We start from the raw sequence: 13,551 nt of genomic DNA on the forward strand, positions 1-13,551 counted from the left end.
CCTAATAAAAAAGCGCCTCTCACTACTGAGAGGCGCTTTTTTATTAGGCTAGGCCTATCTGTTAGAAGTTAACTCCTACGGTTACTGACGTAACAAACCGGTCACCTTTCACTCCTATTACAGGCTGGCGGCCGCTGTCAATTGTGTACGCCGATGTGTAGCTATCGGAAGTGTTATATACCCCGGCTACATCCAGGTAGAAGTTGCGCTGAGCAAAGCCTAGGCCAGCGGTATAGAAATTTTGCGCTCGGTCGAAGGCAGCTGTTTTAAAGGGGTCACCATAGCGTGCATATCCTGCCCGTACCCGGAACACCTCAAAGCGACCTTCAATACCGGCGCGGTAGTTTAATGCCTTCCCGTAGCTGTCACTGATGGCTTCGTTCTCTACCGAAAATACACTGGCCCCATCTCCATCCGCCCCTGACAACCGAGCTTGGCTATAATTTACATACTCAACGTCGCCGCTCAAGAACGCATACTTGCCCAGTAGAAAAACAGCTCCACCGGTGGCCCGGAAAGGTGTAGTAAGCTGATAGGTATACTCACCGGGCTGGGTATTCTCGAATGCGGAAGTTACACCGGCACCCGTGTAAGGCTCGCGGCTGAAGTTAGACTGGATAGAAGCAGTGTACGAGTCGGTGAGCTTACTGAAGGTGGGCGTCTGTACCGACAAGCCAAACCGCATATAATCAGCTGGACGATAAATTACTCCCAGCCGGAAGTTCACTCCGGTTCCTTTCGTTTCAAGTGTATTGCGCCGCAATAAATCCGTAAATGGGGTATTGGGGTCACTCTCCGTTTCCTTGAAGTCACGGGTTTCTTTGTAGCGCGTGCTCACAATACCAATGGCCCCCCCAATGTAGAGTTTGTCTTGGTAGCTAGCGCCGTAACCAAAGTCGAACTGCGTTTGGCCGCCGCTAGTCTGTACCGTCTCTTCCTGGTTTATATTTCCTATCCGCCGAAGCGTACCCAACGAGTCGCCCCCAGTGAGCCGGCTGCGATAGAAGTTCGTGAGGTAAGCACCATAGGCTAGGCCATCGAGGGAAGTATAGGCATTGTCCTGATACTCTTGGTCAATGTCATCGTAGCTAACGCGCGGCTCTCGCAACCGCTGAAAAAAGGAGCGGTCGTCGGTGGTGGTATTGCGGTACTGATACCGGCTATTAAAGTCGTTGAGGCGAGTAATACCGAAAGCAAATGTCCCCGAGCGCCACTCTGAAGAATTGTCATCGTCGGTTAGCCGATTGGTGAAGGCTATTCCGAGGTTATTCAGGATCAGAGAAGAACGCTGGTCGCTGATGCTGCTGCCACCCGCTTGGGCTTTGGTAGAAAGTTGGCCAAAGCCGGGAGTGATACTAGCATCTGACTTCACGTATAGGCCTAGGCCAGCTGGGTTCGAAACTAGGCTACCCAGGTTAGCCCCCACCGCTGAGGTAGCTCCACCAATGCCCAGCGCTCGGGCTGGGCCGCCAAACTGGATGCGGGAAAAACGCAGGGCGTCTGCTTCGTTTTGGGCAAAGGCGTGGCTGGCTAGGCCCATAAGAGCCAGCCCCAAGCCGTATTTCAGGTTTTTCATGGGAAAGGAAGAGAGTGACCAGCCCTTAAGGCTGGCCGTTCATCAGTAGACGCCTCAAATACGATGGCCGAGCTGAGATTATTGCACCCGGCCCCGACCACGTGAGCCACCGCCTCCCCCACTGTTGCCGCCGAAGCTGCCGCCGCTGTTGGAAGGTGAGTAGCTCCGAGAAGGCTCGGAGTAACTACGGGAGGGTTGCTCATACGAGCGAGAAGGTTGCTCGTAGGTGCGCGTAGGCTGCTGCCAGGCCCGCTCCCGACGCCCCGATTGCTCGGCTGAGCCCGAAGACTGCTGGGCGGGCTGCCCGTCGCTTACCCAACCCCTGCCCCGACGAGGCTGGCTGTAGTCGGCGGGCGAAGAAGAAGGCTGCGTGCTGGGCTGGCCAGCAGCTTGCTCCAACACGCGCCACCGGCGGCCAGCATTGGGGTTGAGGTTAGGCTGCGAAGAAATACCTTCCCGCTGGTCGCCGGAGGAAAGGACTCGGCCCGTGCGACCAGCTCCATTATTATCCGATACCGCTCCTTGCGAAGAACCTGCGGACACAGGAGTAGTCGCGTCGGCCTCAATGCGGCCGCGCCCCCGAATAGGCTGCGGCGAGGACACCACGCCAGCTGAACCTACTGCGGGTGCGAGCACTCCATTTTGCTGCACCTGCCCGCGCACACCACCACTAGTGGCCGTACTGGTTGCCCGAGAAGCATCAGTTGCTCCATCACGGCGCGGACCGTACACTACGCGGTTGCGGGGGTTGTTATCGTAGGAACTTGGCCGGCCATAATAGCCGGAGCCCAGTCCGCCGTAGTAGTTGCCGAACCCGCCTAGGCCACCGTAGTACCCGCCGTAGCCGTACCCGTAGCCGCCATAGCCATACGCATCGTAGGGGCCATAACCGTAGCCGTAACCAAACGGCCGGTACCAGGGCCGCCCGAAGCTGATGCTAATGAAGGAGCCGCCACCCCAGTATGGTGAATAAAAAGGATCATAGAAGGGCGAGCCGAACCGCGAGTACATGCCGGGGTAGTAAGAATAAGCCGGGCCACCGTACCAGAAGGGGTCAGTGTAGGCAAAATCGTAGTACCCCATGCCTAGGCTACGGTAGGCCGGCTGATGGAAACGACGCAGGCGCTCTGCGTAGCTGTACCCATTATCGTAGTACTCAGTGCTGCCAGCAGCAGAGCTGCTGTTGCCGTTATAGTCAGGGTTAGCTACATCACCGGGGTTACTAGCATCCGACTGGCCTTGATCGGCCGTTGCCGATTGCATGGCTACCGGAGCCGATACACGGTCTTTGGAAGAAAAATATACGCCGTCGCTCTCCGTAGTGGTGAGGCCCGACGTGCCGGCGCAACCGCCCAGCGTAAGCAGGGCTAGAGCGGGCAATACGGAGTGGATGGATTTTTTCATGGATGCTAGCGCGAAAAGAACGAATCGGAAGATCAAAAACTAATAGTGCCCGGTGATGAAGGGCCAGGGCCGGTCCATATCCTCCGGATTTAATAACGTAATTTGGCCCCGAAACGGTGCCCTTTCCTTGAGACAAATCTTATACCAGAAAAGGAACCTTTCTGCCCAATCAAAGATACTCCGAATATGAGCAAAAGTTTGCCTAAACGCAGTGAAGATTACTCCCTGTGGTACAATGAATTGGTGAAACGTGCAGGCCTAGCCGAAAACTCGGCCGTACGGGGCTGCATGGTGATCAAGCCGTATGGTTACGCCATCTGGGAAAAGATGCAGCGTACCCTCGACGACATGTTCAAGCGCACGGGCCACGAGAATGCCTATTTCCCTCTTTTCGTACCCAAAAGCTTGTTTGAGGCAGAAGAGAAAAACGCAGAAGGTTTTGCCAAGGAATGTGCCGTAGTAACGCACTACCGCCTGCAGACAGACCCCGAAAAGCCCGGTAAGCTGCGCGTTGATCCCAACGCCAAGCTAGAGGAAGAACTGGTGGTGCGCCCTACCTCGGAGGCTATTATCTGGAGCACCTACAAAAACTGGATTCAGAGCTACCGCGACCTACCCCTGCTGATCAATCAGTGGGCGAACGTGGTGCGCTGGGAAATGCGTACCCGTCTGTTTTTGCGCACTGCCGAGTTCCTGTGGCAGGAAGGCCATACCGCGCATGCCACCGCCGAGGAAGCGGTAGCCGAAACCCGCCAGATGTTGGAGGTGTACGCTCAATTTGCCGAGGAGTGGCTAGCTCTGCCCGTGGTAAAAGGCGTGAAAACCGAGAATGAGCGTTTTGCCGGCGCCCTCGACACGTATTGCATTGAAGGGTTGATGCAGGATGGCAAGGCCTTGCAAGCAGGTACTTCTCACTTCCTGGGCCAGAACTTTGCAAAGGCATTTGATGTGCAGTTTGCTACCAAAGAGGGTGGCCTAGAGTACGTATGGGGCACCAGCTGGGGCGTGAGCACCCGCCTGATGGGGGCTTTGGTAATGGCCCACTCTGACGACGAAGGCTTAGTGCTGCCTCCTAAGCTGGCCCCCATTCAGGTGGTAATTGTGCCTATCTACAAAACCGGTCAGCTCGATGAGTTGCTGGAGCGCATCCGGCCGATGCAAATGGGCCTGATTGAGCGCGGCATCTCGGTAAAAATTGATGACCGCGACACCGAGCGCCCAGGCTTTAAGTTTGCCGAATGGGAGTTGAAAGGTGTGCCCGTACGCATTGCTGTGGGTATGCGCGACCTAGACGGTGGCACCGTAGAAGTAGCTCGCCGCGACACCAAGGAGAAAATGAACCTGCCGCTGGCCGATATCGTCAACAGCGTCGACCAGCTGCTACAGGACATTCAGCGCAATATTTATCAACGCGCTCTGCGCTTCCGGGAGGAGAACACCACCCGCGTAGACACCTACGAGGAATTCAAACAGGTGCTCGATAACAAGCCCGGCTTCGTGGTGGCCCACTGGGATGGCACATCCGAAACCGAAGAACGCATCAAAGAGGAGACCAAGGCTACTATCCGCTGCATAGCCCTCAACGAGCCCGACGAGGACGGCGTGTGCATTGTAACGGGTAAGCCCTCGAAGCGCCGCGTGTACTTCGCTCGCGCTTACTAGGCCCTGTTTAGTATACTACAACAGCCTCGCTGCATACTGGTAGCGGGGCTGTTGCATTCTTAAGTGATTACGCTACGCGGGTTGTAACTGCTGTTGCGCCACCGCTGCCGCTCGCTCAGCTTGTTGTACGTGGCGCTGCATATGCGCTACCACAAAGAGCAGCGCCTCCCCTACCCGCAGCTTCAGTAATCGAAAAAACTCAACGGGCACCGCCTTTTGGTTGAGGTTGGCCTGTGCCATTAGCGGAAGTAGTGCTTGTAAGTTGGCAAGCTGACTCTGAAACTCTTCTAATACTGCGGGCGTCAGGTGACTCCGGGCCGGATTCATGCGGCGGAGTGTTTTCTGCGCCTTACGGTTTTCGGGCCGTACTAACTCATACGACTTGCGGCCAAACCAGCTGAGCCCCACTTCTTCCTCTGGCCTAGCGGCGCCTCTGGGGTGGACTAGGGCCTGTTGCAGGGCGGGCAGGTAGTAACGCCCGTACCGGTTCAGATGCTCTAGGCACTCCAGCACACTCCAACTCTCGGAAGTAAATTTGTGGTTGAGAGCTGCTTCGGGCAGGAGCAGCAGCTTTTGCTGCAGGCTGGCTTCAATAGAGGCTATTCGCTGCTGGATATCGGAGAGAAAGTTGGTGGGCTTCATAGCAGGGGCTCTGGTGTAGTGCAAACATCAGAGGTCTAGGCCACCAAATCCTTGATGGCAATCAAGATTTACCGTAGTCTGCTGAGCGTTTCGGGCGTCATGCGCAGGTAGGAGGCAATGTATTTTTTCGGCACCCGCTGAAACAGCTGCGGGCTGCGCGCCAGCAGGCGCTGGTAGCGGTGAAGCGGATCGGGCAGCAACAGGTCTATTTCTCGTTCAATGCGGCCCACTAGGTTACGTTCTAGCTCCGCGCGCCAGAAGCGGGCGAAGTTGGCGTTCTGCTCCACGAAAGCCATAAAATCTGTGCGGCTGATGCCAAGCAGCTCGCTACGGCGCAACGCCTGAATGCCATATTCCGACGGCTGCCCAGTAACGAAGGATGGAAACGAACAGATCAGACTGCTTTCGTAGCCGAACCCCACGCATATTTCTTCGGCGCCCGTCGGGAAATAAATGCGCAGTAGGCCAGTATGCACGAAGTACAGGGTGTGCTCTGCTTGGCCCGGCCGAATCAGAAACTCACCCCGCGGTAACTGCACCTCTTTCTGCCAATGTGCTACAAAAACTTGTATATCGGTGGCCGTGAGGTGCGGCACCTGGCCTAGCAGCAGGCTGAGGGCCTGAACGGCAGAAGATGGAGCGGCGGAAGTATGCGGCACAGAAACAAAAGCGTATAACCCGTTTGAAAAGATAAGGAATCCGGGCCATTACTAGGCTTCTGCGTATATTTTCTCAACCAAACATCTTACTGCTATGGACTGGCTTACGATTGCGCTCTTGCTTCTATTTGGGCTGCTGTTTCTGGCAGCCGAGGTTATTTTTATTCCGGGCACCACGGTGGTTGGGCTCGTAGGCTTTTGCCTGTTGCTAGCTGGCATCTGGTTTACCTACCGCGACTTGGGCACTAGCACGGGTCATGTATTATTAATTAGCTCAGCGGCAGTTGTAGGCCTGTTGGTGTACTTGGGCCTCCGACCTAAGAACTTGAACCGCGTGGCGCTTACAAACGTCAACCACGCCCGCGTGCACGACGTGCGCCACCCCGACGTGGTGCCGGGCACTACGGGCCGCACGCTCTCGGCTCTGCGGCCTGCTGGCACTGTTCTGTTCGAGGATGACCGGCGGGAAGTAACCACTCGTGGCGAGTTTGTGGCGGCGGGCTCTGAGGTACGCGTGCTGGCCATCGAGCAAAACCGCATTGTCGTGGAAAAGGTGGCCTAGTGGGTTCTCCGCGTTTTTGTTGTTAGTTGCCGCCCGGTTTCGTCTCCTTTCCTTTTTTCTCTGATTGTTAGATAGTATGGATTTTCCCTTTCTCCCGATTGTCATCGGTGGTATTGTGCTGCTGGTGTTTCTGTACTTCTTCCCTATCAGTCTCTGGATTACGGCGCTGTTCTCGGGAGTGAAAGTGAGCTTGTTTCAGCTGGCGTTTATGCGCGTGCGCAAGGTGCCACCATCCCTCATTGTGAACTCAATGATTACGTCTACCAAAGCTGGCCTAGAGCTCACGGCCAACGACCTGGAAACGCACTATCTGGCCGGCGGCAATATTCCGAGCGTTATCAAAGCCCTTATTTCTGCCGATAAGGCCAACATTCCGCTCAGCTTCAAGCAAGCCACGGCCATCGACTTGGCCGGCCGCGACGTATTTGAGGCCGTAACTACCAGCGTTAATCCTAAAGTCATTAACACGCCTAATGTGGCCGCCGTGGCTCAGGATGGCATTCAGCTTATTGCGAAGGCTCGTATTACGGTACGCGCTAACATTGCTCAGTTGGTAGGTGGCGCCGGTGAGGAAACCATTTTGGCCCGCGTGGGAGAAGGCATCGTAACCAGCATCGGCTCTTCTATGTCGCACAAGGAAGTGCTTGAGAATCCCGACAAAATTTCCAAGCTGGTTCTCCAGAAGGGGCTCGACGCCGGTACGGCCTTCCAAATCCTCTCCATTGATATTGCCGACATCGATATTGGAGAGAACATTGGGGCTAAGCTTCAAACCGACCAAGCGTCGGCTGACCTGCGCGTGGCCGAAGCCCGCGCCGAAGAGCGCCGAGCCATGGCGGTAGCTATGGAACAGGAAAACCGCGCCAAAACCCAGGAGGCCAAAGCCCGCGTGGTAGACGCCGAAGCCGAAATACCCAAAGCCATTGCCGAAGCTTTCCGCTCTGGCAACCTAGGCATCATGGACTACTATAAGATGCGCAACATTCAGTCTGACACCGACATGCGTGACTCCATTGCTAACCCCGGCGGGCAGAACAGTAGCACCAAACCCGGCCGCGACGAAACTCGGTTGAGTTAAGCAGCTGCGTATTGAGCAACAAAAAAGCCCGATGAGAATCGGGCTTTTTTGCTTTTAGTCAGGTACCGCAGCAAGCAAATTTTACTTCTTCGTGATGCGGAACTCTACGCGGCGGTTGAGGCGGCGCGTTTCTTCCTGATCGTTGGAGGCAATAGGCTTCTTATCGCCAAAGCCTTCCGTGGTAATGCGGCTGCTGCTAACACCTTTGCTCACGATGTACTTCTTTACCTCGTTCACGCGGTCTTGGCTTAGCTTCAGGTTGAGGGCGGGGTCACCTTGGTTATCCGTGTGGCCTTCAATCTTGATTTCAACCTGCGGATACGCCTTAAGCGTTTTGATCAGGCGTTGCAGTTCCGGATAAGAGGTTTCGCGCAGCGTGTATTTACTCTGCGCGAAGAAGATATTATTCAGCTTGATAGTCTGGCCTACGGCAAAAGGCACCAAGTACAAATCTTGGTTTACCTCCGAATACTTCTGACGGTCTGTCACATCTAGGTTATCCGACTCAGCGAGGTATTCCTTCGATTCAGCCCGATACCCGTAGTGCGCACCAGAAGGCAGCACAATGGTGTAAGAGCCATCAACGGGGCTGGTTTCCGCAACACCAATTTCTTCGCCCGTAAGCAGGTTCTCGTAGTGGATGGTCGCTACAATGGGCTTCTTAGTAGCGGCATCCAGCACCCGACCCCGCACCAGCGTCACCACTTCCGGGCGGAAGGTAGGCGTGAGATTAATACGGAAGATGTCTTTAGAGTTGTCGATGCCTTTACGTGCAGATACCAAGTAGGCCTCTTCGCCCGCTGCCGATACCGTATAGTAGGCATCAAAGTCAGTCGAGTTTACCGTGGAGCCCAGATTACGAGGCTTGGTCCAGTTAGTCCAAGAGTCATCGAGGCGCTTGCTGTAGAAGATGTCGCTCTTACCGTAGCCGCCCCACCCTTCAGAAGCGAAGTACAGCGTTTTGCCGTCGGCGGCTAGGAAGGGCGCAAACTCTGGCTTTTTGGTATTGATGTTAGACCCTAGGTTGCGAGGTTTGGTCCACCCTTCGCCATCCTCCTTGCGGAAGCTCACAAAGATGTCCTGCTGGCCTTGCCCGTCCTTGCGGTCCACAGCCATCAGCAGCACCTTCCCCGAAGTGCCTAAATAGTAATCGACGTTCTCGGGGTCATCGTTATAATAGTCATCGATGGTAACTTTTTCCGGTTGACTCCAGCCCGTTTTGGTCCGGCGCGTCATACTTAGGCCTTTCGGATCAAGCGAGCCGTCGGGTTTGTACACGTTGATTAGCAGAGCGGTATTCCCATCCGAAGACACGGACGCTAGGCCATTAGGGCCCGGCGTATTAATGGGGCTGCCAATGTTTTTGGCTTGGCTCCAGGTTTTCTTCTGTGCGTTCTGTAAGGTTGAATACCATACGTCCTGGGGGTCTTTCGCCCCGCCCACGTTTTGCGGGCTTTCTTGGCGCGCAAAGAATAGGGTGCGGCCATCAGGAGAAATTACCGGATGGGTGTCAACGTACTTTGTATTTACATTGGGGCCGAGGTTTACCATAGCCGAGTCGAAGCTCACGGCGTTTTTTTCCGCCTGGAACTCCTTCTTCACCATGGTTTCGGCCACGTCAGCAATGCCAATGGCGTCAATCTGGTTAACCCCGTTTACTGACTTGGTATTTAGCGAAACAACGACGCCAATAGTCCGGTAGGTACTGGGCGAAAAGGTTACCTGAAGCGCCCGAAATGCTTCGGGTATAGGCCCTGGCTCTTTGTTCTCGTATACCTGGTGTTTTTGCCCGCGAGTATCGACTAGCTCTATTTTGGCAACAGCCCCAGGGTTGAAGTTTTCAATCACAGTTACCTGTTTGGCCACTAGTGATTTAGAAAACCGCACTTCAATAAATTCGTTGGTACCTTCCTTTCTAGGAATCCAGGCTTCGTTGCTAGCCTGGCCTAGGGGAAGGGCGTTGGGTTCACCGAGCACTTTTTCAGGGGAGAAAGCTTCTTTGCCTTCTGCCTTTTGCGATGAAACGGCCACGACTTTATTGGCCCACACCGCGTGTTGAGCCTGCGTAACACTATGTATCCCTACTACCAACCCTCCCGACAACAGTATTTTTCGGATGCTCATATGGTCAAGGGCAAAACATAAGGCTCTTAGATGGTCACGGCTTCGAAGTGCCACACGATCAGAATCCTCTTAGACGTTTTGAGTGTTCGGTAAGTTGCACCTTTCTACGAAAGCTGCATGTAAGCGCGCAAAGTTACCTTGATACCGCTCAATGACATAAGCACAAGGCGTAAAATTTAGCAAACAAATTCTTTTACTAAGCTAATTAAATCCAGGAAAAAGTAAATTTTATTTCCTCTGTGCGACTTTGCAAAGGTACAACTAGAGGTGACAGCTACTTGTTAGCAGGCAACAGCTATTCTCTTTCTATACCTACTACACTTGTTTTGCTAGTCATCTTCTCTTTGGACATTTCGTCTGCGTGCCTAACAGTTAGCCGTCCTCTCTTTACAAGGTCAGTAACGCGCTAAAAGATAATTTCTTGTGCGAGGTCCAGTCGTATTTCCATGCTACTTAGGGCTGTAGCGTGAATGTGCGGGTTTCCGCATTGAATGGGCCTGGAATCTGGTTGCCTTTTGCATCAATCAACTCCAGCTTTATAGTATTCTCGCCGGGTGCCAGCCCCTCCATTATATAGGGCACCCACTGATCTAGCAGAAACTCAGTGCCGTCGATGGTGGCGCGCACCCTATTTCCATCGGGCGAGAGCGTTGTGTTTACTAAGTAAAAATCCAGTATAACCTTCTTCGTGTCGGCACCCTTATACACGTCTTTCGGGCGGCTATAGAATAGGTGCGGCGCTTGCAGATCAAAGGTTTGGCTGCTGTATACGCCCGGCCCTACGGTGAGCACACGCAGATCATAGGCGCCGCGGTGCTTGAGGCTCTCATGATAGGAGCGCGACAGAAAGGATAATACCACGTGTTGCCCGTCGGGAATAGGTTTGCTGAACTCCGTGGTGTAATGGGCAGTGTAGGGCTGGTTATCAACTATGTTATGGATGTGCTGACCCTGCTGGGAGTTGGCCAGGTGCTCGGCGTGGGGCCCGCCGGTCATACGGGTAAGCTGAAAGTTGGTGAGGTCGTAGTCGAAAGCCACGCTGCCGCTGGGTACTGCCGAGCCAGGGGCCGGCGATTTCAGCACCAGTTGCGCTTCAGCCATTTTGGGTGAGTCGGTGAGCGGAGTAAGCCGAATCCCGTTTTTTTCCATTGATGCTTCAGACCGTGTACTGGTCACCACCTCACTGCTAGGCTCGGTTTCTACCTCTTGCACCCGCCGGGCCGTATCGCAGGCCGCTACCCCCACAACCAATAAGCTGTTCAGTAAGTATGTAGTTGTTTTCATAGAGCTGTATGCGGTGCTACCGAGGCCTCGCCTCGCCTTAAAGACGCGTTTTTTAAGTATCTTGCGCCTTACGTAAGGTTCTCCAAAAAGTATATCGTTTCTCCCCCATGGAAGAAAAACTGCTGGAGGAAATTCCCTCCCTCGATCTGGCCGATTTTCGCTCCGGTGACCCGGAACGCAAAGCCCGCTTTGTTCAACAACTGGGTGAAGCCTACCAAAACATTGGCTTCATTGCACTCAAAAACCACGGTCTGAACGCTGAGCAGACCACCAAGCTTTACTCCGACGTGCAGTCGTTTTTTTCACTGCCTGACGAGGTGAAGCAGCAGTACGAAAAGCCTGAGCTAGCGGGCCAGCGCGGCTACGTTAGCAAAGGCAAGGAACACGCCAAGGGCCGCAACACCGGCGACCTAAAGGAATTCTACCACGTAGGCCAGGAAGTAGACGACCCGAATGACCCCATTGGTGCCGAATACCCCGATAACATTTGGCCTAAGGAAGTAGGCAGCTTTGCTGAAACCTCCTTAACCACTTACAAAACCCTCGAAGCTGCTGGTAAGGATGTGCTACGGGCCATTGCCCTGTATCTCAACCTACCCGAAAATTACTTCGATGACAAGGTGCGCAACGGCAACAGCATTTTGCGCCCCATCCACTACTACCCCATCGAAAACCCCGACAGCGTACCGGCCGATGCTGTCCGCGCTGCTGAGCACGGCGACATCAACCTCATTACGCTGCTGATGGGCGCTTCTGCCGACGGCCTGCAAGTGCTGCGCCGCGACGGTAAGTGGATTCCGATTACTGCCCTCCCCGACCAGATTGTGGTGAACGTGGGCGACATGCTGCAGCGCCTCACTAATGGGGTGCTGAAGAGCACCATCCACCGCGTGGTGAACCCACCCCGCGAGAAAATGAACTCTTCCCGTTACAGCATCCCCTTCTTCATGCACCCGCGCTCCGAAATGAGCCTGGCGGCTCTAGAGAGCTGCGTAACTCCTGAAAACCCGAAAAAGGAAGCCGATATTACTGCCGGTGAGTTCCTGAATGAGCGCCTCATAGAGCTGGGACTAAAGAAAAAATAGTCCCCTGGCCGTAGGTGCCCGCGCTTGAACTCATCAGGACCTTACGTAATCCCACTCGCGCCACCTGCCCGTTCCCTTGTTTTCACGCCGGCCCCGGCTGCACCCGCAGTCGGGGCCGGTTGTTTTTCTGACTGGTTTCTGCTTCTTTGTCAGGCATCTACGCTACGTCACCTTGCTACCTCAAACCCCTTCAACTGCCCCAGCCTCTCCCCCACTCCGTCCGCCAGAAAGGCGGGTGAAGCGTGGGCGTAACCTGATCTTTCTGAAGGATGTGGCAGCGCTAGGCCTCACCGCTTTTGGTGGTCCGCAAGCACATATGGCCATGATGCTGCGTTTACTTGTGGATAAGCGCCGGTACCTTACCGCCGCCGACCTGCTCGAAATTACCGCCCTGTGCCAGATCTTACCGGGCCCTACCTCCACGCAAACCATTACGGCCATCGGCTTCCGGCTGGGCGGCCCTAATCTGGCCTACCTCACGCTGCTGGTCTGGATGCTGCCCTCGGTATGCTTTATGACGGCAGCCGGTCTCACCATCAGCTACCTCGATAAAGACCAAGTGGCCCGACTGGTGCAGTTTGTACAGCCCGTAGCCATTGGGTTTGTTGCCTACTCCGCGTACAAAATCTCCGAGAAAGTTATTCACACCAAGACCTCGGTAGGTATCATGGTAGTGTCGGCGCTATTGGTCTACCGCTTTCAGCTGCCGTGGCTCATGCCTATTCTGCTGCTAGCCGGTGGCAGCCTTACTACCTTCCGCTACCAAAAAATGCCGCGGGAGCAAACCATTCCACTACAAATTGAGTGGTCTAACTTCTTGCTGTGGCTGGGTGTGTTTGTAAGCGCAGCACTGCTGGGCTCCTATACCAAGCTATTGCCCGTCCGGCTCTTCGAGAATTTTTATCGTAACGGCAGCCTAGTGTTTGGTGGCGGCCAGGTGTTAGCACCGCTTTTCTACACCGAGTTTGTGGAGTTTAAGCACTACCTGACCAACAAAGAGTTTCTCTCTGGCCTAGGCCTAGTTCAAGCTATGCCGGGACCCAATTTTTCCTTTGCTTCTTATATAGGAGCGTTAGCCATGCGCCAAACCGGCAGTGGCATGAGCGGGCAGTTACTGGGAGCTATGGTTGGGGCAGCAGGGATATTCATGCCGGGCACTCTGCTTATCTTCTTTTTAATCCGCTTCTGGGACCAATTGAAGCGCTATCGAGTTATTAAGGCTTCCTTGGAAGGTATCAATGCAGTATCAGCTGGCCTAGTATGCGCCGCTACGTTCCTACTGTATCACCCCCTGCCAGAAACTCCTGTCAACCTAGGCCTCATCGTTGTGACCTTTCTGCTGCTGCTTTGGGAGCGAGTACCGTCTTACGTTATCGTCGGGACGGCCCTACTGGCCGGAGCTATTTTCTAATCTTGGCCCATTCGAAATAAAAGCCATCTACTGGCCCAGTATAGCAGAATTCTTTGCATCTAGG

General features: G+C 54.5%; 11 protein-coding genes. 5 read left to right on the plus strand and 6 right to left on the minus strand.

Features of this window, described 5'->3' with window-relative positions:
* Positions 1 to 61 precede the first annotated feature (61 nt).
* Positions 62 to 1,576: an OmpP1/FadL family transporter gene (locus tag EU556_RS19520; protein WP_135435816.1), complete on the minus strand. Its 1,515-nt coding sequence runs from the start codon at positions 1,574 to 1,576 to the stop codon at positions 62 to 64.
* Positions 1,577 to 1,654: 78 nt separating this feature from the next.
* Positions 1,655 to 2,980, minus strand: a complete 1,326-nt coding sequence (locus tag EU556_RS19525; RefSeq protein ID WP_135435817.1) for a hypothetical protein — start codon at positions 2,978 to 2,980, stop codon at positions 1,655 to 1,657.
* A gap of 186 nt (positions 2,981 to 3,166) precedes the next feature.
* Between EU556_RS19525 and proS the strand changes: the two genes are divergently transcribed.
* Positions 3,167 to 4,642: a proline--tRNA ligase gene (proS, locus tag EU556_RS19530; protein ID WP_135435818.1), complete on the plus strand. Its 1,476-nt coding sequence runs from the start codon at positions 3,167 to 3,169 to the stop codon at positions 4,640 to 4,642.
* A gap of 72 nt (positions 4,643 to 4,714) precedes the next feature.
* On the opposite strand, the gene EU556_RS19535 is transcribed toward proS, so the two are convergent.
* Both EU556_RS19535 and EU556_RS19540 read right to left on the minus strand, forming a co-directional pair.
* Complete coding sequence (locus tag EU556_RS19535; protein WP_135435819.1) at positions 4,715 to 5,284, minus strand: DinB family protein; 570 nt, start codon at positions 5,282 to 5,284, stop codon at positions 4,715 to 4,717.
* Positions 5,285 to 5,352: 68 nt separating this feature from the next.
* The gene (locus EU556_RS19540; protein ID WP_167855645.1) at positions 5,353 to 5,943 is read right to left on the minus strand and encodes a Crp/Fnr family transcriptional regulator; all 591 of its coding nucleotides are present in this window, start codon (positions 5,941 to 5,943) and stop codon (positions 5,353 to 5,355) included.
* 67 nt (positions 5,944 to 6,010) lie between these two features.
* Here EU556_RS19540 and EU556_RS19545 point away from each other — a divergent pair, with 67 nt between their 5' ends.
* The gene (locus EU556_RS19545; RefSeq protein WP_449404972.1) at positions 6,011 to 6,505 is read left to right on the plus strand and encodes an NfeD family protein; all 495 of its coding nucleotides are present in this window, start codon (positions 6,011 to 6,013) and stop codon (positions 6,503 to 6,505) included.
* A gap of 76 nt (positions 6,506 to 6,581) precedes the next feature.
* Entirely contained in the window at positions 6,582 to 7,583 is a 1,002-nt protein-coding gene (gene floA / locus EU556_RS19550) for a flotillin-like protein FloA (RefSeq protein ID WP_135435822.1), read from the plus strand.
* A gap of 81 nt (positions 7,584 to 7,664) precedes the next feature.
* Here floA and EU556_RS19555 read toward each other — a convergent pair whose 3' ends face one another.
* Together EU556_RS19555 and EU556_RS19560 are read right to left on the minus strand one after the other, a co-directional pair.
* Positions 7,665 to 9,707: an OmpA family protein gene (locus EU556_RS19555; RefSeq protein ID WP_135435823.1), complete on the minus strand. Its 2,043-nt coding sequence runs from the start codon at positions 9,705 to 9,707 to the stop codon at positions 7,665 to 7,667.
* A gap of 453 nt (positions 9,708 to 10,160) precedes the next feature.
* Positions 10,161 to 10,991: a hypothetical protein gene (locus tag EU556_RS19560; protein ID WP_135435824.1), complete on the minus strand. Its 831-nt coding sequence runs from the start codon at positions 10,989 to 10,991 to the stop codon at positions 10,161 to 10,163.
* 107 nt (positions 10,992 to 11,098) lie between these two features.
* Here EU556_RS19560 and EU556_RS19565 point away from each other — a divergent pair, with 107 nt between their 5' ends.
* On the plus strand, positions 11,099 to 12,076 hold the full coding sequence (locus EU556_RS19565) for an isopenicillin N synthase family dioxygenase (RefSeq protein WP_135435825.1): 978 nt from the start codon (positions 11,099 to 11,101) through the stop codon (positions 12,074 to 12,076).
* Positions 12,077 to 12,248: 172 nt separating this feature from the next.
* Positions 12,249 to 13,487, plus strand: a complete 1,239-nt coding sequence (chrA, locus tag EU556_RS19570) for a chromate efflux transporter (RefSeq protein ID WP_449404971.1) — start codon at positions 12,249 to 12,251, stop codon at positions 13,485 to 13,487.
* The last annotated feature ends 64 nt before the right edge of the window (positions 13,488 to 13,551 follow it).

Origin of the sequence: Hymenobacter fodinae (assembly GCF_004745825.1) — a bacterium.
Taxonomy (GTDB): Bacteria; Bacteroidota; Bacteroidia; order Cytophagales; family Hymenobacteraceae; genus Hymenobacter; species Hymenobacter fodinae.